Genomic DNA, 17,674 nt, shown 5'->3' with positions numbered 1-17,674 from the left:
CGCCATGCCCACCACCACCCCTCCAACACCCAGCCTGCAGGCCGTCGGATTGCGCAAGACCTATGTCTCGGGCGCCATCCGCATCCAGGTCCTGCAGGATCTGTCGGTCGATTTGTACGCCGGCGAGCTGACCCTGATCTCCGGCCCCTCGGGCTGCGGCAAAAGCACCTTGCTGTCGCTGATGTCGGGCCTGCTCACCCCCGATGACGGCCAGACCTTTGCACTCGGCCAGAACCTGACGACCATGCCCGCCCGCGAGATGGAGCGCTTTCGGCTGCTGCATACCGGCTTTGTGTTCCAGGGCTTCAACCTGTTCCCGGCGCTGACGGCGCTCGAGCAGGTGCAGCTGCCGCTGGGCTACCTGGGCATACGGCGCGCCGAGACCTTGAAGCGCGCCCAGGATGCGCTCGACGAAGTCGGCCTGTCCCACCGCGCGCACATGCGCCCGGCCGAGCTGTCGGGCGGCGAAAAGCAGCGCGTGGCCATTGCCCGCGCGCTGGCCAAGGCCCCCCAGCTGCTGTTTGCCGATGAGCCCACCAGCGCGCTGGATGCCGAAAGCGGACAACGGGTGATCGACATCCTGCACCGCGTCGCGCGCAGCCATGGCACCACGGTGCTGTGCGTGAGCCATGACCCGCGCCTGGTGGGGCATGCCGACCGCGTACTGAATATGGAAGACGGCGCCGTCTACAGCGACCGGCGCCAAAACACCCTGATGGAGAACCCCGCGTGACCAAGATCCCCGCAACCCCCTGGCCCTTGCCGCATGCCTGGCAGGTGCTGGGTCTGCTCTGCCTGGCAGCAGGCGGGCTCGCAGGCTGCACACCGGCAGCGGACAGCCCCCCCGCCCCCAGCACCAGCCAGCAGCACCAAAGCCCGGTGGCCGTGGCCCGGGGCAAGATCGAAGTCGATGGCGGCCTGCTGGAGCTGGCCACCGCCGTTGATGGCACCGTGCAGCAGATCGCCGTGCGCGAAGGCCAGCAGGTGCAGGCCGGCCAGCTGCTGCTCAAGGTCCATGACGAGGACCTGCGCGCCGAGCTGGCCGTCGCCCAGTCCTCCTACCGGCTGGCCCAGGCCAAGCACAAGGCCCTGGCCGCCAAGCTGCCGCTGCTGCAGACCCAGCTCAAGCGCCTGCAGGCTGCCGCCCGCGACGGCGCTGCCGATCTGCAGGAAGTGGACAACGCCCAGGCCGCGCTGCGCAATGCGCAGTCCGAGACCGAGGTGGCACAGGCCGAGGTACAGCTGACGCAGACCAAGACCCAGCAGCTGCGCGAGCGCCAGCGCCTCTATGCGCTGCATGCGCCGGAAGCGGCCACCGTCGTGCATCTGCGCGCCCAGGTCGGCAGCCAGGTACACACCAGCCAGGCGGCGATGCGTCTGCTGCCGCTGCGCCCGCTGCGCATCCGCGCCGAGCTCAACGAGAGCTTTGCCGGCACGGTGCAAAAGGGCATGCGCGCCAGTGTGGTGCTGGACAACGACAGCGCCACCGCGCTGCCCGAGGCCCGGGTGCTGCGCATCAACCCCATGTACGGGCCGTCGACCTTGCAGGACGACGCCCAGCGCGGCCCGCTGCGCGTGGTCGAGTGCGTGCTTGAATTCGAGACCGCCCCCATCCATGTGCGCGTGGGCCAGAACGTGAGAGTGAGCTTCCATGAATAAATACATGCTTGCGCAGGCGCCCGCTTGCCACAACACCACGGGCTGGATGGTCCAGTCCGACTTTGACGGCACGATCAGCCTGGTCGATGTCACCGACAGCCTGCTGCAGCGCTTTGGCCGGCCCGGCTGGACTGACCTGGAAGACGCCTGGGAGCGCGGCGAGATCGGCTCGCGCGCCTGCATGCAAGGCCAGGTCGCGCTGCTGGACATGGACCAGCAGGAGCTGGACGCGCACCTGGACAGCATCGCCATCGACCCCGGCTTCCCCGGCTTTGTACAGGCAGCGCAGGCGCTGGGCCTGCGCGTGCAGGTGGTCAGCGACGGCATCGACTACGCCATCGAACATGTGCTGGCACGCCACGGCCTGGGCCATCTGGAGGTGATCGCCAACCGCCTGGTACAGCAGGACACACGCCGCTGGTCGCTGGAATCCCCCTGGGCCAGCCCGCACTGCAAGCGTGCCAGTGGCAACTGCAAATGCGAGCGCCTGGCCACGCAGAAAACGCTGGCCGGCCGGGTTCTGTATGTGGGCGACAGCAGCTCGGACTTCTGCGTCTCGCACGAGGCCGACTATGTGCTGGCCAAATACCGGCTGATCGGCCACTGCGAGCGCCATGGCATCGCCCATGCACCGTTTCAGGGTTTCAGCGATGCCACGCCCTGGCTCCTGCAGTTCATGCAGCAGCAGGAGGCCGTCGCATGAAGGCCAAAGACGCACTCGCCCGCCATCTGGCAGGCCAACCCCAGGAAAGAGCGGCAGAAGCGGCCTTGCAGACGCTGTGCCTCACGCCCCATGAATTCGTCATGCCCGGCTCCGGCGCTGCCGCGCGCACCGGCGTGCTGCTGGTACACGGCCTGACCGGCACCCCCGCCGAGATGCGCCTGCTGGCCAAGGGCCTCAACCGCGAAGGCTTTACCGTCTATGCGGTGCAACTGGCCGGCCACTGCGGCAGCATGCAGGACCTGGTGCAGACGCGCTGGACCGACTGGCTCGCCAGCGTGCAATCGGCGCTGCTGCGCTTTGCCCCCCATGTCGACCGTGTCGTCGTCGGCGGCCTGTCGATGGGCGCCTTGCTGTCGCTGGCGGTGGCCACCTCGCACCCGCGCCAGGTGGCGGGGGTGGCGGCGCTGTCCACCACGTTCCGCTATGACGGCTGGAGCATTCCCAGCTACACCAGGCTGGCCTTTTTGCTGCCGCTGTTCCGCCTGCTGGGCATTGGCCGCCACAGCGTGTTCATGGAAGCACCGCCCTACGGCATCAAGGACGAGGCCTTGCGCGCCAGGGTGGTCGCGCAAATGCATGGCGGCGACAGCGCTGCAGCGGGCCTGCCCGGCAATCCCTGGTGGTCCATCATCGAGCTGCGCCGGCTCTCGGCCCATGTCCGCAGCCATCTGCGGGATTTGCGCGCGCCATGCCTCGCCATCCATGCCAAGGAAGACGACATCTCCCACCGCTCCAATGCCGAGGACATCGCCGCTGGCGCCGTCCATGCGCAGGTCGAGGTCGTGCTGCTCGACAACTGCTACCACATGATCACCATCGACCGCGAGCGCCGCACGGTGATCGCCAAGGTGCATGACTTTGTGGCCCGCCTTGGTGGCATACCAACACAGGCCGCCACCCATGGGCACTGAGATCACCCCCCTGGTCATCAGCCTGTGGCTGATCAATGTGTTGGTCGACAGCGGCGGGCAGCTGGCTTTCAAGGCCGCTGCCAGCCAGACCCCGGGCACGGCGACCGGTATGGCGCACTGGCGCTTCATGCTCGCGCGCCCCTGGATCTGGATCGGCGGCGCCTGCTATGTGATCGAGTTTGTCGCCTGGCTGGCCTTTTTGTCGCTGGTGCCCCTGTCCGATGGCGTGCTGCTGGGCAGCATCAACATCGTGGCCATCATGGTGGCCGGGCGCATTCTGTTCAAGGAAAAGCTCGCCCCGATGCGGGTCGCAGGCATCGTGCTCGTCTCCATTGGCGTGGCCGTCGTGGGTCTCAAGGGGTGATGGCATGAAACGCTTTTACCTGGTCGGCTTTATGGTGCTGATGGCCTTCGACACGCTGGCCCAGCTGAGCTTCAAGAAGGCCGGCGACGCCGCACTGCCGCTGGAGTTCAGCCCGTCCTGGCTCTGGCGCGTGTTTGCCCAGCCCTGGATCTACGGCGCCTTGATCGGCTACATCGGCGCCTTTTTCACCTGGATGCATCTGCTGCGGCGCGCGCCCGTGGGCCCGGCGTTTGCCGCCTCGCACCTGGAGATCATCTCGGTGCTGCTGCTGTCGCACTACCTGTTCCAGGAGAGCATCGGCCTGCCCCAGATTCTGGGCTGCGGGTTCATCATTGCCGGCATTGCCTGCCTGGCGGTGAGCGAAGCCCAGGACCATGGCGCCGCCGAGCCGGCAGAGAAGTTGGCACAGGGCCCGGCGGACGGCGCAGCAGGCGCCAGCGCGGCCGCCCGCTGATGGCAGGCAACTGCCAGGGCCCCCAGCGATGACTGCGCACCGCATCACGGTACCGCCCACCGCCGGCCTGGCGCTGCGCTTAGCCGATCTGCGCCCCTGGGGAGACAAGCATCTGGACCGGGCGCTGGCCGCCTGGCTGGGGGTAGACGAGGTGCTGCTGGAATGCTCCGGTACCTCTGCGCTTATGCTGGCGCTGCGTACGCTGCAGCAGCTCGCCCCCGAGCGCTGCGAGGTGGTGGTGCCCGCCTACACCTGCCCGCTGGTGGCAATGGCCGTCGCGCAATGCGGTCTGCAGCTGCGGCTCTGTGATTTGTCGCCCGACCGCCTGGACATGGATGGCCAAGCGCTGGATGCCGTGCTCAGCCACCGCACCCTGGCCGTGGTGCCCACCCACCTGGGCGGCAGGGTGGCCGATGTTGCCCGCCTGCTGCCCCGCGCCCAGGCCTGCGGCGCCTATGTGATCGAAGACGCCGCCCAGGCCCTGGGTGCCCGGGTAGCGGGCCGCAGCGTGGGCCTGCAGGGCGATATCGCGCTGTTCAGCCTGGCGGTGGGCAAAGGCCTGAGCACCTATGAAGGCGGCGTGCTGCTGGCCCGCGAGCCGGCGCTGATGGCAGCGCTGCGCGCGCAGCACCAGCAATCGATACGGCCCAGCTTGGTCTGGGAGCTGCGCCGCAGCCTGGCGCTGCTGGGCTATGCCGCAGCCTATCGGCCGGCGCTGCTGGACGCCGTCTATGGCGCAGCGTTGCGGCGCAGCCTGGCGCGCGGCGACTGGGTAGAAGCGGCTGGCGATGATTTTGACAGCCAGATCCCGCAGCACCGCCTGGGCGCCTGGCGCCAGCGCGTAGCCCTGCGCGCACTGGCGCGGCTGCGCGGGCACTGGGAGCAGGCCCAGCAGCAGGCGCAGCGGCGCGTGGCCCAGCTGCGCGCCCTGCCCGGTGTAGAGATGGTGGACGATGCCGCGCCCCTGGCGCAGGGCATCTGGCCGGTGATTTTGCTGCGCCTGCCCAGCGCCGCCCAGCGCGATGCGCTGATGCAGGCGCACTGGGCGAGCGGCTGGGGCCTGTCGCTACCCTTCAGCCAGGTGCTGCCCGACTACGCGCGCTACGCGCCCCTGCTGGGCGAGGCCCTGCACGACCCGGTGCCGCAGGCCCGCGACTGGGCGCAGCGCCTGCTGGCCATCAGCAACAGTGCCTGGCTCAGCGATGCGCTGTTTGCCCAGCTGCTGGATGCGTTGCGGCAGACAAGGCCGCCATCAGCCGCTGGTTGAGCGCATGCTGCCCCGCCTGGGCTGCCGCCAGTGCCTGTGCATCGATGGCCGTGTCCTGGCCATCGCCAGCACTCAGCCAGCGCTTCCACCAGGTGCTGTATTGCCAGGACGAGACATCGCCGGTGATATCGCTGCCCACCAATTGGCCGTCGAGCGCTGCAATGATGCCCAGCGCCTGCGCCTCGCGCATCTGGCCCTGGTCCCAGTTGGTGGTGACCACGTCAGTGGCAAACACATCCTTGTCGATGCTGAGGTAAGTGCTTTGGCGCTCGCGCGCCAGGGTCGCCGCCAAGGCATCGGTCAGGGCATCGAGGCTGGGAAATGCGCGAAAGGCGGCGGACAGGCCCAGGCGCCGCGCCCAGCCGGTATCCACGCCGCAGCTCCAGTAGCTGAGCTTGCCGGCACGCAGCGGGCCCAGGTAGTTCTCCCAGGCGTGGCCGGCGCCAATGTCAGCGGAGGTGATGCCCGCCACATGCACATGCGCAACTGCCGGGTGCATGGCAATGCGCCGCACCCAGGAGCCGCAGTGCACACCCCAGGGAAAGCGCATGTTGTCGGGGTGGTTGTCCAGCACCACCACGCGCAGCGGGCGCGCAGCGGTATAGCCCTGGCGCGCAATGCAGTGCTCGATCAGCAGCCAGGAGAGGTGGTGGAAATCGCCACTGCCCATCCAGGCCGTGCCATGCTGCGCGGGCAGCTGGGCCTGCACATGGCGGCGGAACTGCTGGTAGCGGCCCAGCGATGATCCAAAGCGGATCGCCTCCTGCCAGTCGCCCAGCGGCAGGCGCAGCTCGCCGGCCAAGGGGCCAACGGAGCCATCGACATCGAGCACCAAGGGGGTCATCGCTGTTCCTGCCATGCGCGGTCACTTTCAAAATGCCGGGAAAACCGCCGCCCCAAAGCCCGCAGCAGCGGGTTGCGGATGTAGACCGCATGCTGGGTGAACGTGAAACTGGCGCCCAATTGCGCCTTGACCTCGGGATCGGTCCAGCCTGCCACATAGTGTGACAGGCCGCATTCGAGCGCATATTCGAGGTTCAGCATCCAGCTGACAAAGTACAGGTTGGTCTGGCGCGCACGCGGGTAGGACAGGCCGATGTATTTGTCGACCAGGCGCCCATCATGGGCAAAGCACAGGTTCCAGCCCAGCAGGGCGCCATCCTGCAGATCGCGGTACTCGAACACCAGACCCTGGTTGCTGGCATCACGCAGCACTGCGGCAAAAAAGCTGCGGCTGAGCTTGTCAAAGTGCAGCGCGCTTTGCGCATACACGGCCTCGAACAGCGCATAGTAGGCATCGACCAGGGCCTCATCGGCAAAGGCCGGGCCGGTGGAAATGCGGCGAATCTGCAGCTGGCTGCGGCTCTTGAGCTTGCGGCGCAGGTCGGAGCGCCGGTTCTTCGACAGCCGCGCCAGGTAGGCATCGATGCTCTCGAAATCGATAGGCACATAGGCCAGCGCCTGGCCTTCGACCAGGATGAAGCCCTGGTGCTGGAGCGCCTGGGCCAGCCGGCGGGCATCGGCATTGTCGGCCGGGGGCAGCAGCGGCGAGTCCTGCGGCAGGTCCTTGACGATGGTCAGCATGCAGCGCCCCGCGTGGCGGCGCAGCTCGCCAGCGAGCTTGTCCATCTCCACCTCCGGGGGCAGCACCAGGTACTCGCTCAAGGTCGAGCCGACAAAATCGGTGCGCAGCCGCAAGCGCTGCGCCAGCCAGGCTCCACCGGGCAGCTGCAGCACCCAGCGCTTGACGGCCGCGTCGGCCGTGGTCAGCAGATCGAAGGGCGCGCGAAAGGCCGGATACGACCGGTCCGAGCGCACCACAAATCCCTCGGGCGGATGCGCGGCAAACTGCCCGATCAGCGCCGAGGGCTCCAACTGGTTGCGCGCAGGGCGCAGTGGCTCGCTCAAGCGCAGGACCGCTTGGCCAGGGTGATCAGCTGGTCGAGCAGCACCAGCGCTTCATCGATCTCGCTGCGGCTGATCATCAGCGACGGCGCGAAGGTGATCACGTTCTTGTAGTAGCCGCCCACGTCCAGCACCAGGCCGCGTCGTTGGCCCTGGTACTCGAGCTTGCCTTCCAGGCCCAGGTCCACCATCTTGTCGAGCAGTGCCTTGTTGGGGGTAAAGCCATCGGCCGTGCAGATCTCGGCGCGCAGCGCCAGGCCCATGCCGTCGACATCGCCAATTTCCGGGTGGCGCTTTTGCAGCTGGCGCAGGCCATCGAGGAAATAGGCCCCCGACTCGCGCACCTGGCGGCCAAAGTCCATCTCGTGGGTCATCTTCATCACTTCCAGGCCCAGCGCCGTGCCCAGCGGGTTGGAGGCAAAGGTCGAATGGGTCGAGCCGGGCGGGAACACCGTGGGGTTGATCAGCTCTTCACGGGCCCACAGGCCCGACAGCGCGTTCAGCCCATTGGTCAGCGCCTTGGCAAATACCAGCACATCGGGCTTGACGCCAAAGTTCTCCACCGACCACAGGGTGCCGGTGCGCCAGAAGCCCATCTGGATTTCGTCGACCACCATCAGCACGCCATGGTCGTCGAGCACCTTCTTGAGGCCCTTGAAGAAATTGGGCGGTGGCACGACGTAACCACCGGTGCCCTGGATCGGCTCCACATAGAAGGCCGCGTACTCGCACTGCTGTGTCTTGGGGTCCCAGACGGCGTGGTACTCGTTCTCGAACTTGCGCGCAAACTCCTGCACGATGGACTCCGCATATTCTTCGGAGGTCATGCCCTTGGGGCGGCGGAAGGGGTAGGGAAAGGGAATGAACTGCGCGCGGTCGCTGAAGTGGCCAAAGCGGCGGCGGTAGCGGTAGCTGGAAGTGATGCTCGATGCACCCAGGGTGCGGCCATGGTAGCCGCCTTCAAACGCGAACATCAGGCTCTTGCCATTGGTGGCATTGCGCACCACTTTCAGCGAGTCTTCAATCGCCTGGGCACCGCCCACGTTGAAGTGCACGCGGCCTGGCATGCCCCATTTCTTCTCGGCATCTTGGGCAATGAACTTGGCCAGCTCGATCTTCGTGGGGTGCAGGTACTGGCTGGCCACCTGGGGCAGCTCGCGCAGCTGCTCGATCATCTTGTCTTCCAGGCGCTTGTTCTTGTAGCCGAAGTTGACGGCCGAGTACCACATCTGCAAGTCCAGGTAAGGCGTGCCAGCCTGGTCAAACATGTAGCTGCCCTCGCAGCCGCTGAAGATCTTGGGGGGATTGACGTAGTGAACGGTGTCGCCAAAAGAGCAGTATTGGGCTTCGTCAGCCAGCAGTTGTTCGGTGTTGAAAGTCACGGCAAAGGGCTCCAGTTTTGAGTGCCGCCAGTCTGGCCCTGCAATGTTGTGGCTCCGCCTACGTTATTTGTAGGATTGATGGAGATCTTGCCCGCTTGATGGAGCGCGGCCGGCTCCGGGTTTGGTGCTGGCTGGCGCACGGTGTACCATGATTGCCAACCATGGCCGCCGCACGGGCAGCCGCTGCACTTTGGCCCCTGGCCCCTTCTTCATGAATAGTCCTCACAAACGTTTTTCGATGATTCGCGAGTTCCACCTCGCTGACTGGTTCACCTTGGGCAATGCCGTCTGCGGCGTGGGCGCGCTGTTCTCGGCGATGACCTTTCTGGAGACCTCGGACCGCCGGCACATCTACTTTGCCGCCGCGCTGGTGCTCGCCGCGCTGGTCTTCGATATCTTTGATGGCCGCATTGCGCGCTGGCGGCAAAAGTCATCGGCGATGGGGCGCGAGCTCGATTCGCTCGCCGATGTGATCTCGTTCGGTGTGGCGCCAGCCATCATTGCCTATGCCTGCGGCATGCAAGGCCTGTGGGACCGCATTGTGCTGGGCTACTTTGTGGCCTGCGGCGTCTCGCGCCTGGCGCGCTACAACGTGACCGCAGAATCACTGTCAGAGGGGCCATCGGGCAAGGTGAAGTACTTCGAAGGCACCCCCATCCCCACCTCGATCGTGCTGGTCGCCTTGCTGGCATTGGCCGCCGCGATGAATGCGGTGCGGGCCGATCTGTGGTTTGGCAAGCTGCTGATTGGCGGCTTCACCTTGCACCCGCTGGTGCTGCTGTTTGCGGTCTCGGGCTCGCTGATGATCAGCCGTATCAAGATCCCCAAACTCTAAGCTCTGAGCGAGCTTGGGCGCAAGGCCCAAGCCTGCCTCACATCCCGCGAATATGCTCCACATGCGCCAGCAGTGAGCGCTTGGCCACTGGCCACAGCCGCTCGGGCGTGTCGGCATAGGCGATCGCCACCCAGTCTTCTGGCGTGCCATCGGGCGCCTGGGCCATCGCATCGCGCACCTTCTCTTCGCGCGCCATGCGGTGCGCATGCAGCTTGGCAATCACCTGCAGCGGCTTGGCCAGCACATAGCCATGGGCCGGCAGGATAAAGCCGATCTGCCCTTGCTCGCAGGCCTGGGCCAGCTTGGCCAGCGACGCCAGGTAGAGGCGCATATTGCCGTCGGGCGGGTCCACCACCGTCGTGCTGCCGTTCAGGATATGGTCGCCGCTGAACAGCAGGCCGTCTTCTTCCAGCACCAGGCAGACATGGTTGGCCGCATGGCCGGGCGTATGCAGCACGCGCAGGCTGTGGCTGCGCGCCGGGTCGCTGGGGTGGGCCAGTTGCAGCACCTGGCCGTCGTGCAGCGCCTGGTCCGGCGTGAAATGGCTGCCCGCGCGCGCAGTGCAGGCAGAAGCCAGTCCCCAGATCACCGGTTTGCTGCGCCCTGCCTGGGCCACCAGCGCCTGCAGCGGCGCCGCACCCGGTGAATGGTCGGCATGCGAATGGGTGCAGACGATGGCGCGGATATCGCCCCCAGTGGCGGCCAGGATGCGCGCCAGGTGCGGGTCGTCCTGCGGCTGCGGCTTGGGGCCGGGGTCGACCACGATGTAGCCGGTCTCGGCATCACCGACCAGGTAGGTGTTGGTGCCCGGCCCGGTCATCGTGCCGCCGTTGTCGGCCGTCAGGCGCTGCACGTTCTTCAACAGCGGCACCGGCTGTGCGCTCTGCCAGCCCAGCGCATGGTGCAGCTGGCCATCGGGGCAGACCAGGGCCAGCTCGCCATAGGCGGTCTCATGCTCCATAAAGCGCCGCACCTCGCCGTTGACCATCGCGCCACGCGGCATCGATTGCCACAGCCACTGGCCCGGCTGCACCTGCTGCAGCGCCTGCAGCACATCGAGCAGCGCCTGCACCGTGGGGTAGGCGGCCAGGCGCTCCAGCGTGACCCGGGTGGGGAACATCACCGTCATCTGCCCATCAGCTGCGCGCTGCAAGGCCTGCGCGGGGTGCACCCACAGCGCCTCGAACTGTTCGGTGTCGTCGGTGACCGGCTCCTGGCCTTCGGGCATGCGCGCGACGAAGAAGGGCACATCAAAGCGGATCGGTATCTCCTGCGCGGCCGTCCAGCGCGCCAGCGGCCACAGCATATCGGCCGCCAAGGTCAGGCCCAGCGCTGCGCATTGCGGCAGCAGCGGCTGGCTGCGGTCCATGCTGGCGACCTCGGCCTGGCTGGCCCAGCGACCATCGGCATGGCGGGCCAGCAGCACGCCCATCTCCTCCAGGCTCTCGCGGATCGCAGCCTGCGCATAGGTCAGCTCCTCGGTGGTCTGTGCCGTGCGGCGCTCCAGCAGGTCGTGGTGCAGGGCATCGCTGGCATCGACGGCGCCACCGGGGAAAACATAGTGCCCTGCCGCAAAACGGGCCTGGTCCGAGCGGCGCGACATCAACACCTCCAGCCGCGTCGCACCCGGCCCGGCCTGGGGGTCTGGCGCATCGCGCAGAAACAAGGCCGTGGCGGCTGCGCGGGCCGGAGCGGGCTCGCGTTGCGCATGGAGGAGCTGGCTGGTACGGGTCATGGGGCCATTATCAACACTTGCATGGCCGGGCTGTGTCACCCGCAGGGCGGGTGGGGATGGCGCAGGCCCCAGACTGTCCGCATCTGCAACCTCGGGACGGGCTACGAGTAACAGGTTCTTACGCCCTCTGCCCCGTTGCGCATCCAGGCGGGCCCAAAAAGCGATAATGGGCGGATGGACATCCGTTTTACCAAGATGCAAGGCGCCGGCAATGATTTTGTCGTGCTCGACGAGACCGCTGGCCCGCTGGGTCTGCGTGCCGACCAGTACCGCTTTCTGGCCAACCGCCATTTTGGCGTGGGTGCCGACCAGATCCTGACGGTGCGGCCCTCGCCCGCCCCTGGGATCGATTTCGAATACCTGATCCATAACGCCGATGGCGGCGAGGTGGAGCAATGCGGCAATGGCGCGCGCTGTTTTGCCCGTTTTGTGTATGACAAGGGCCTGACCGACAAGCGCGCCATCCGGGTCCAGACCCAAAAAGGCGTGATCGCCCCCGAGCTGATGGCCGATGGCCGGGTCACCGTGAACATGGGCCAGCCCCGCCTGGTGCCCGAAGACGTCCCCTTCAACACCAGCGGCCTCACGCCGGTTGCCCAGCACCACACGCAGAAATGGCCGCTGGCGCTGCAGGTGCCGGTCGATCCAACTACCGTGTTCATCGTGCCCGTGTCCATGGGCAACCCGCATGCGGTGATGCTGGTCGATGATGTGGATACCGCGCCGGTCGAATCCCAGGGCCCCGTGCTGGAGTCCCACCCCCGCTTTCCCGAGCGCGTGAATGTCGGCTTTCTGCAGGTGCAAACAGCGCAGCAGGTGCGCCTGCGGGTGTTCGAGCGCGGCACCGGCGAGACCCTGGCCTGCGGCACCGGCGCCTGCGCGGCGGTGGTGGCCGGCATCACGCTGGGACTGCTGCAAAGCCCGGTCGATGTGCAGACCCGGGGCGGCCTGCTGACCATTGCCTGGAGCGGCCAGGCCGCCGACCCGGTGATGATGACCGGCCCGGCCACGACGGTGTTTGAAGGGCAGATCAGCATTCCGGACTAGACACAGCGCGGCATACTGCGGTGACCGAACGAGGAGACGGCGAACAGCCGATACGAGAGAGACCGATGAGCGCAAACAACAACCAGGTTCCCCCCATTACCGAAGAAGACATCGCCGAGTTCCTGGTGCAGACACCGGATTTCTTCGAGCGCCAGGCCCAGGTACTGACCGGCGTGCACATGGTCAGCCCCTATGGCAACCGCACCGTCAGCCTGCAGGAGCGCCAGGCCGAGATGCTGCGCGACAAGATCAAGGGCCTGGAGCACCGCATCATGGACATGATGCGCAACGGCAGCCAGAACCACCACACCATCGACCGCATCCACCACTGGACCTGCGATGTGGTCAAGACCCGCAACCCGCTGCAGCTGCCCGAGGTGATAGCCGAGAGCCTGATGCAGCACTTCGACGTGCCCCAGGTCGCGCTGCGCCTGTGGGATGTGGCCGAAACCTACCTGAACGAGCCCTTTGCCCAGGGCGTGAGCGCCGATGCCCGCAGCTTTGCCAGCTCGCTGTCCACGCCCTACTGTGGCCCCAATGTTGGCGTCGAGCCGGCCGGCTGGCTGCCCGACAGCGCCCAGGTCCAATCGGTGGTGCTGCTGCCGCTGCGCGATGGCGCCATTTTGGGCGACACCCCCGCCTGGGGCCTGCTGGTGCTGGGCTCGCCCGATCCGGCCCGCTTCCAGGCCGACATGGACACCGATCTGCTCGAGCGCATTGGCGAGATCGCCGCCAGCGTGCTCTGCCGCCTGCGCTAGTTCCCATGGACACCGCCGCGCTCAGCGCCCCCATGCTCCAGTACCTGGAGCATGTGCGCGTGCAAAAGCGGCTGGCGCCACGCACCCACACGCTCTACACGCTGGATTTGCAGCGCCTGTCGGCCATGGCCGCCGAGGCCCAGACCGAGGTGCTGCAACTGGGCCCCCAGCATATCCGCCGCTTTGTTGCGCAGATGCATGCCGCAGGCCGCAGCGGCCGGGGCATTGCGCTGATCCTGAGCGGCTGGCGCGGCTTTTTTACCTGGGCCGGCCGCGAAGGCCTGGTCGAGCGCAACCCGGTGCAGGATGTGCGCGCCCCCAAATCCCCCAAGCCACTGCCCAAGGCCTTGTCGGTCGACGATGCGGTGCGCTTTGCCGAAACCAGCCAGGCCCAGGGCGACCCCTGGGTGCAGGCGCGTGACAGCGCGATGGTCGAGCTGCTCTATGGCAGCGGCCTGCGTGTGGGCGAGCTGGTGGGCCTCGATACCGCTGCCAGCGTCCAGGCGCTGGGCTGGATCGATAGGGACGCAGCCGAGGCCCATGTGCTGGGCAAGGGCAGCAAGCGCCGTGTGGTGCCGGTGGGCAAGGCGGCCCTGGCCGCGCTGCAGGCCTGGCTGGCCGTGCGCGACCAGGTGGCGCCCTGTGATGCGGCCTTGTTCATCGGCGTGCGCGGCGCCCGCCTGTCGGCCGCCAGCGTCTGGCAGCGCCTGCGCGAGCGCAGCCTGGTCGCCGGCATGACCACCCCCGTGCACCCGCACATGCTGCGCCACTCCTTTGCCAGCCATGTGCTGCAGTCCAGCCAGGATTTGCGCGCCGTGCAGGAGCTGTTGGGCCATGCCAGCATCACCACCACCCAGGTCTACACCCGGCTGGATTTTCAGCACCTGGCCCAGGTCTACGACCAGGCCCATCCGCGCGCGCGCAAAAAGGACTGATTCCGCAGAGTTCAAAAAGACAAAACGGCCACCGATCTACATCGGTGGCCGTTTTATCCATTATCAAAGTGTGAAGTCTGCCGATAAGCCGGATTCTGTGCACCTGGGTTGCCCCAGGCGTGACCGCCATTACTCTGGGCCGGGTGTCGCCACCACGGCTCGACGCTACCTACCCGCCAACTCTGCGGAACCACATCAACGCTGGCCTACTTGGTATTGCTGCGCGTAGAGATTGCCCGTTTCACCCCGGGTGGTTTACCTTGCGGTACGCCCCCCGGACTCGTCTCTGTTGCTCTGATCCTCACCTCACGGTGGGCAGCCGTTAGCTGCTACGCTGTCCTGTGCAGTCCGGACGTTCCTCCAGTGCGGCCTTTCGGCACTTGCACCAGCGGCGGTCTGGCAGGCTTCACAGGCGTGATTATTCCACCGAATCACGCCTGCCCGCGCGAGTCGTCCAAAAACTGCAGGCCGCCGCCGGGGATAAGGCCCATCGCTATGTATCGCCGCCCTACTCGTCCACCGCGCTGCTGAACTCGCGCCGGAACTGCTCGGGCGGCATGCCGGCGGCACGCTGGAACATCGCGATAAAGGCCGAGGCCGTGCTGTAGCCCAGGTCAAAGGCAATCTCCTGCACCGTCCGGCCCTGGCCCAGCGCATCCACCGCGCAGAGGTGGCGCAGGCGCTGGCGCCATTCGGCCAGGCCCATGCCCAGCTCCTGGTGGCAGTGGCGCGCCAGGGTGCGCTCGGTCATGTGCACCGAGGCCGCCCACTCGGCCATCGTGCGGCGGCTGCCGGGCTCGGCCTTGAGGGCATCGAGCACGCTCAGCAGCGCGCGGGTCTGGGCGGCCGGCAAAAAACTGTGCTCCGAGGGGACGAGCCGCAGCTGGTCCACCATCACTTCGGCCAGGCGCAGGTCCTCGGGTGTCGCGGGCCGGCGTATGTCGCGCTGGGCCAGATCGGCCAGGATGCTGCGCACGATGGCGCTGATGCGCAGAATGCAGGCCTGCTGGGGCAGGCCCGTGCACAGCGCTGGCTGCACATAAAACGAGCGGTAGACGGCGGCCTGCGGCACATAGCAGTTGTGCTCGACGGCCGGCGGTATCCAGATGCCGTACTGCGGCGGCGCCACCAGCTGCCGACCCTGGGTGACGATGGTCATCGTGCCATGCGAGGTGTAGTTCAGGTGGCCCAGCCGGTGGCGGTGCGCATCGGCAAAACTGCCGGCGGCAAATTCGTCGTAGCGCACCAAATAGGGTGCGGTCTCCTGGTCAACGTCGTAGATCTTCAGTGCTTGGCCTGTCGCCATCGTGGCTCCTTGCAGCATCCGGTCAGCGCAACATGTCTGGCTTGGTGCATCAAATGTCTGATTACAGCTATAGGCTTTAAACCTGCCACGGCGATGATAGCAGCCAGACGTTTTTAAGTTCTACTCCCATGCAATACCTGTATCCGCTGCTCGCGGTCTTGATCTGGTCGGGCAACACCGTCGTCAGCAAACAAGCCGCTGGCGCCATCGCCCCCATTGAAATCGGCTTTCTGCGCTGGGTGCTGGCGGTGCTGCTGGTCACCCCCGTGCTGCTGCCGGCGGTCTGGCGCAACCGCGAGGCCATCCGGGGCCATGCCGGCCAGATCCTGGTGCTGGGCGTGCTGGGCATGGTGGTCTACCAAAGCTGTGCCTACTTTGCCGCCGCCTACACGACGGCCACGCACATGGGCATCATCCTGACCCTGTCGCCGCTGGTGGTGCTGGGCATCTGCGTGGGCCTGCTCGGCCAGGTGCTGACGGCCGGTGGCGCCATCGGCTCGGTGCTGGCCTTTGCCGGGGTGGTGCTGGTGATCAGCGAGGGGCATCCGTCATCGCTGCTGGACCAGGGCATCAACCGGGGCGATCTGCTGATGCTGCTGGCCTGCCTGGCCTATGCGGCCTACAACATCCTGCTCAAGCGCTGGGCCATGCCGCGCGTGCCCAGCTGGCAGCTGCTGTACCTGCAGATGGTGGTGGCCATGTTCGCGCAGCTGCCGTTCTACCTGGCCTCGCCCAAGGTCGGCCTCAATGCGGACAACTGGTACCTGGTTGCCTATGCCGGCACCATGGCCTCCATCGTCGCCACCTGGATGTGGATGACCGCTGTCGCCAAGCTCGGGCCCAGCCGCTCGATCATGTTCTTCAACCTGACCCCGCTGCTGACGGCGCTGATCGCCTCGGCCTGGGCCAAGGAGCAGCTGCACAGCTACCTGTGGATCGGCGGGGCGATGACCATCTTGGGCGTGCTGCTGGCCGAGCTGTGGAAAACGCCACTGCGCCGCGCCAGGGACGCGGCCAGCAGAGCCGCCTGATCTGTCAGCCCATCGACAAAAGGTCGTAGATGATCCTGGCCATCAGCGCCAGCAGGCCAGCGACCGATACCAGCATCAGCCAGGGCGCCCAGACCTTGTCGCGCCAGGAAAAGCCCAGCAGCAGGCTGACGCAGCAGACGCCCAGCAGAACCAGGGTGGTGTTGAAACTCAGCAAACGGCCTCCTTGCACAGCAATAACGTTCAGTGCCCATCTTGGGCCGATGGGCTGCAGGCGGTATTGACGGCTATCAAGGAAAGGCCGGTGGGCGGGTGTCTGTAGTCCCATGTCGTTAAGAACATCCTGGGCATATTGATATTCCAGCCGGAATGATCAACTGCGTCACAATGGTTCGGCTATTTCCACCCCCTTGTTCATCCCGATCCGCTGGAGGCTCCATGAAAGTTGAGAATATTCTGCACACCATTGGCAACACGCCGGTGGTCCATATCAACCGCCTGTTTGGCGCAGGTGCCCAGGTCTGGATCAAGTCCGAGCGCAGCAACCCGGGCGGCTCCATCAAAGACCGCATCGCGCTGGCGATGATCGAAGATGCCGAAAAGACCGGCGCGCTCAAGCCCGGCGGCACCATCATCGAGCCCACCAGCGGCAACACCGGTGTGGGCCTGGCGCTGGTCGCCGCGGTCAAGGGCTACAAGCTCATCCTGGTGATGCCCGAGAGCATGTCCATCGAGCGCCGCCGCCTGATGCTGGCCTATGGCGCCAGCTTTGACCTGACGCCCAAGGAAAAGGGCATGAAGGGCGCGATCGCCCGCGCCGAAGAGTTGGCCGCGCAGACCCCGGGTTCGTGGATTCCGCAGCAGTTCGAGAACCCCGCGAATACCGCCGTGCATGAGCGCACCACCGCGCAGGAAGTGCTGGCCGATTTCCCCGATGGCCTCGATGTACTGATCACCGGCGTGGGCACCGGCGGCCACCTCTCGGGCGTGGCCCATGTGCTCAAGGCCAAGTTCCCGCAGCTCAAGGTCTATGCGGTGGAGCCCACGGCCTCGCCCGTCATCTCGGGCGGCCAGCCAGCGCCGCACCCGATCCAGGGCATTGGTGCCGGCTTTATCCCGCGCAACCTGGACACCAGCGTGCTCGACGGCGTGATCCAGGTCGATGCCGAACCCGCCCGTGAATACGCCCGCCGCGCAGCCCGCGAGGAAGGCCTGCTGGTCGGCATCTCGTCCGGCGCCACGCTGGCCGCCATTGCGCAAAAGCTGCCCGAGCTGCCACCCAACGCCAAGGTGCTGGGCTTTGCCTATGACACCGGCGAGCGCTACCTGTCGGTAGAGGGCTTTCTGCCCGCCTGATCCCCCTCTGATGGCGGTCTGCAGGCCATGGTGCCTGCGCCAGGCCC

General features: G+C 66.6%; 19 protein-coding genes and 1 other RNA gene. 13 read left to right on the top strand and 7 right to left on the bottom strand.

Annotation, left to right across the window (positions count from 1 at the left end; translation table 11 throughout):
- Positions 1 to 4 precede the first annotated feature (4 nt).
- Genes WH303_RS15830 through WH303_RS15800 form a run of 7 tightly spaced genes read left to right on the top strand, consistent with a single transcriptional unit; the run spans position 5 to position 5,379 of the window.
- Positions 5 to 733 (top strand): ABC transporter ATP-binding protein, encoded by a 729-nt coding sequence (locus WH303_RS15830; protein ID WP_021025291.1) that lies wholly within the window; start codon positions 5 to 7, stop codon positions 731 to 733.
- Entirely contained in the window at positions 730 to 1,659 is a 930-nt protein-coding gene (locus WH303_RS15825; RefSeq protein ID WP_339519694.1) for an HlyD family secretion protein, read from the top strand. The genes WH303_RS15830 and WH303_RS15825 overlap by 4 nt, the downstream gene beginning before the upstream one ends.
- Positions 1,652 to 2,362 carry an MtnX-like HAD-IB family phosphatase gene (locus WH303_RS15820; protein WP_339519693.1) on the top strand — a complete coding sequence of 237 codons (711 nt, stop codon included), beginning with the start codon at positions 1,652 to 1,654 and terminating at the stop codon, positions 2,360 to 2,362. Before WH303_RS15825 ends, WH303_RS15820 begins: the two co-directional genes overlap by 8 nt.
- The gene (locus tag WH303_RS15815) at positions 2,359 to 3,294 is read left to right on the top strand and encodes an alpha/beta hydrolase (RefSeq protein WP_339519692.1); all 936 of its coding nucleotides are present in this window, start codon (positions 2,359 to 2,361) and stop codon (positions 3,292 to 3,294) included. Before WH303_RS15820 ends, WH303_RS15815 begins: the two co-directional genes overlap by 4 nt.
- A complete protein-coding gene (locus tag WH303_RS15810) occupies positions 3,284 to 3,658 on the top strand; it encodes an EamA family transporter (RefSeq protein WP_339519690.1) in 375 nt (124 codons plus the stop codon). Before WH303_RS15815 ends, WH303_RS15810 begins: the two co-directional genes overlap by 11 nt.
- 4 nt (positions 3,659 to 3,662) lie before the next feature.
- Complete coding sequence (locus WH303_RS15805; RefSeq protein ID WP_339519689.1) at positions 3,663 to 4,112, top strand: EamA family transporter; 450 nt, start codon at positions 3,663 to 3,665, stop codon at positions 4,110 to 4,112.
- 28 nt (positions 4,113 to 4,140) lie between these two features.
- Positions 4,141 to 5,379, top strand: a complete 1,239-nt coding sequence (locus WH303_RS15800) for a DegT/DnrJ/EryC1/StrS family aminotransferase (protein ID WP_339519688.1) — start codon at positions 4,141 to 4,143, stop codon at positions 5,377 to 5,379.
- Here the strand turns inward: WH303_RS15800 and WH303_RS15795 are convergent.
- The 3 genes from WH303_RS15795 to WH303_RS15785 are packed head-to-tail and all read right to left on the bottom strand — an operon-like array spanning position 5,309 to position 8,666.
- Positions 5,309 to 6,223 carry a hypothetical protein gene (locus tag WH303_RS15795; RefSeq protein WP_339519687.1) on the bottom strand — a complete coding sequence of 305 codons (915 nt, stop codon included), beginning with the start codon at positions 6,221 to 6,223 and terminating at the stop codon, positions 5,309 to 5,311. The two genes, WH303_RS15800 and WH303_RS15795, sit on opposite strands and share 71 nt — an antisense overlap.
- Positions 6,220 to 7,287 carry a GNAT family N-acetyltransferase gene (locus WH303_RS15790; RefSeq protein WP_339519686.1) on the bottom strand — a complete coding sequence of 356 codons (1,068 nt, stop codon included), beginning with the start codon at positions 7,285 to 7,287 and terminating at the stop codon, positions 6,220 to 6,222. The genes WH303_RS15795 and WH303_RS15790 overlap by 4 nt, the downstream gene beginning before the upstream one ends.
- Positions 7,284 to 8,666 carry an aspartate aminotransferase family protein gene (locus WH303_RS15785; protein ID WP_339519684.1) on the bottom strand — a complete coding sequence of 461 codons (1,383 nt, stop codon included), beginning with the start codon at positions 8,664 to 8,666 and terminating at the stop codon, positions 7,284 to 7,286. Before WH303_RS15785 ends, WH303_RS15790 begins: the two co-directional genes overlap by 4 nt.
- 211 nt (positions 8,667 to 8,877) lie before the next feature.
- On the opposite strand from WH303_RS15785, the gene pssA reads away from it, so the two are divergent.
- A complete protein-coding gene (pssA, locus tag WH303_RS15780; protein ID WP_027011044.1) occupies positions 8,878 to 9,501 on the top strand; it encodes a CDP-diacylglycerol--serine O-phosphatidyltransferase in 624 nt (207 codons plus the stop codon).
- Positions 9,502 to 9,538: 37 nt separating this feature from the next.
- On the opposite strand, the gene WH303_RS15775 is transcribed toward pssA, so the two are convergent.
- Positions 9,539 to 11,236, bottom strand: coding sequence for an MBL fold metallo-hydrolase (locus WH303_RS15775; protein WP_339519682.1), 1,698 nt, complete (start codon positions 11,234 to 11,236; stop codon positions 9,539 to 9,541).
- Between the two features lie 174 nt (positions 11,237 to 11,410).
- Between WH303_RS15775 and dapF the strand changes: the two genes are divergently transcribed.
- The 3 genes from dapF to WH303_RS15760 all read left to right on the top strand — a co-directional run bounded on the left by dapF (position 11,411) and on the right by WH303_RS15760 (position 13,976).
- Complete coding sequence (gene dapF, locus WH303_RS15770) at positions 11,411 to 12,283, top strand: diaminopimelate epimerase (protein WP_339519681.1); 873 nt, start codon at positions 11,411 to 11,413, stop codon at positions 12,281 to 12,283.
- 65 nt (positions 12,284 to 12,348) lie between these two features.
- Positions 12,349 to 13,041, top strand: coding sequence for a DUF484 family protein (locus WH303_RS15765; RefSeq protein ID WP_339519679.1), 693 nt, complete (start codon positions 12,349 to 12,351; stop codon positions 13,039 to 13,041).
- Between the two features lie 5 nt (positions 13,042 to 13,046).
- Complete coding sequence (locus WH303_RS15760; protein ID WP_339519678.1) at positions 13,047 to 13,976, top strand: tyrosine recombinase XerC; 930 nt, start codon at positions 13,047 to 13,049, stop codon at positions 13,974 to 13,976.
- 68 nt (positions 13,977 to 14,044) lie between these two features.
- Here the strand turns inward: WH303_RS15760 and rnpB are convergent.
- Both rnpB and WH303_RS15750 read right to left on the bottom strand, forming a co-directional pair.
- An RNA gene (gene rnpB, locus WH303_RS15755) (RNase P RNA component class A) lies at positions 14,045 to 14,384 on the bottom strand.
- 100 nt (positions 14,385 to 14,484) lie between these two features.
- Positions 14,485 to 15,282 (bottom strand): AraC family transcriptional regulator, encoded by a 798-nt coding sequence (locus WH303_RS15750; protein WP_339519677.1) that lies wholly within the window; start codon positions 15,280 to 15,282, stop codon positions 14,485 to 14,487.
- A 128-nt stretch (positions 15,283 to 15,410) separates the two neighbouring features.
- Here WH303_RS15750 and WH303_RS15745 point away from each other — a divergent pair, with 128 nt between their 5' ends.
- Positions 15,411 to 16,313, top strand: coding sequence for a DMT family transporter (locus WH303_RS15745; RefSeq protein WP_339519675.1), 903 nt, complete (start codon positions 15,411 to 15,413; stop codon positions 16,311 to 16,313).
- A 4-nt stretch (positions 16,314 to 16,317) separates the two neighbouring features.
- Here the strand turns inward: WH303_RS15745 and WH303_RS15740 are convergent, their stop codons facing one another.
- Positions 16,318 to 16,488 carry a hypothetical protein gene (locus WH303_RS15740; RefSeq protein WP_239644993.1) on the bottom strand — a complete coding sequence of 57 codons (171 nt, stop codon included), beginning with the start codon at positions 16,486 to 16,488 and terminating at the stop codon, positions 16,318 to 16,320.
- A gap of 221 nt (positions 16,489 to 16,709) precedes the next feature.
- On the opposite strand from WH303_RS15740, the gene cysK reads away from it, so the two are divergent.
- Entirely contained in the window at positions 16,710 to 17,627 is a 918-nt protein-coding gene (gene cysK / locus WH303_RS15735) for a cysteine synthase A (RefSeq protein ID WP_021027531.1), read from the top strand.
- The last annotated feature ends 47 nt before the right edge of the window (positions 17,628 to 17,674 follow it).

Source organism: Comamonas sp. MYb69 (assembly GCF_037479315.1).
Classification (GTDB): domain Bacteria; phylum Pseudomonadota; class Gammaproteobacteria; order Burkholderiales; family Burkholderiaceae_C; genus Comamonas.
The sequence above is the reverse complement of the archived record's forward strand: the minus strand, read 5'-3'. Positions and strand labels throughout refer to the sequence as shown.

What these genes read in the sequence shown, in the direction of transcription:
- WH303_RS15830 (WP_021025291.1), top strand. Translation starts at nt 5, where the DNA reads ATGCCCACCACCACCCCTCCAACACCCAGCCTGCAGGCCGTCGGATTG.
- WH303_RS15820 (WP_339519693.1), top strand. Translation starts at nt 1,652, where the DNA reads ATGAATAAATACATGCTTGCGCAGGCGCCCGCTTGCCACAACACCACG.
- WH303_RS15815 (WP_339519692.1), top strand. Translation starts at nt 2,359, where the DNA reads ATGAAGGCCAAAGACGCACTCGCCCGCCATCTGGCAGGCCAACCCCAG.
- WH303_RS15810 (WP_339519690.1), top strand. Translation starts at nt 3,284, where the DNA reads ATGGGCACTGAGATCACCCCCCTGGTCATCAGCCTGTGGCTGATCAAT.
- WH303_RS15805 (WP_339519689.1), top strand. Translation starts at nt 3,663, where the DNA reads ATGAAACGCTTTTACCTGGTCGGCTTTATGGTGCTGATGGCCTTCGAC.
- WH303_RS15800 (WP_339519688.1), top strand. Translation starts at nt 4,141, where the DNA reads ATGACTGCGCACCGCATCACGGTACCGCCCACCGCCGGCCTGGCGCTG.
- WH303_RS15795 (WP_339519687.1), bottom strand. Translation starts at nt 6,223, where the DNA reads ATGACCCCCTTGGTGCTCGATGTCGATGGCTCCGTTGGCCCCTTGGCC.
- pssA (WP_027011044.1), top strand. Translation starts at nt 8,878, where the DNA reads ATGAATAGTCCTCACAAACGTTTTTCGATGATTCGCGAGTTCCACCTC.
- WH303_RS15775 (WP_339519682.1), bottom strand. Translation starts at nt 11,236, where the DNA reads ATGACCCGTACCAGCCAGCTCCTCCATGCGCAACGCGAGCCCGCTCCG.
- dapF (WP_339519681.1), top strand. Translation starts at nt 11,411, where the DNA reads ATGGACATCCGTTTTACCAAGATGCAAGGCGCCGGCAATGATTTTGTC.
- WH303_RS15765 (WP_339519679.1), top strand. Translation starts at nt 12,349, where the DNA reads ATGAGCGCAAACAACAACCAGGTTCCCCCCATTACCGAAGAAGACATC.
- WH303_RS15760 (WP_339519678.1), top strand. Translation starts at nt 13,047, where the DNA reads ATGGACACCGCCGCGCTCAGCGCCCCCATGCTCCAGTACCTGGAGCAT.
- WH303_RS15750 (WP_339519677.1), bottom strand. Translation starts at nt 15,282, where the DNA reads ATGGCGACAGGCCAAGCACTGAAGATCTACGACGTTGACCAGGAGACC.
- WH303_RS15745 (WP_339519675.1), top strand. Translation starts at nt 15,411, where the DNA reads ATGCAATACCTGTATCCGCTGCTCGCGGTCTTGATCTGGTCGGGCAAC.
- cysK (WP_021027531.1), top strand. Translation starts at nt 16,710, where the DNA reads ATGAAAGTTGAGAATATTCTGCACACCATTGGCAACACGCCGGTGGTC.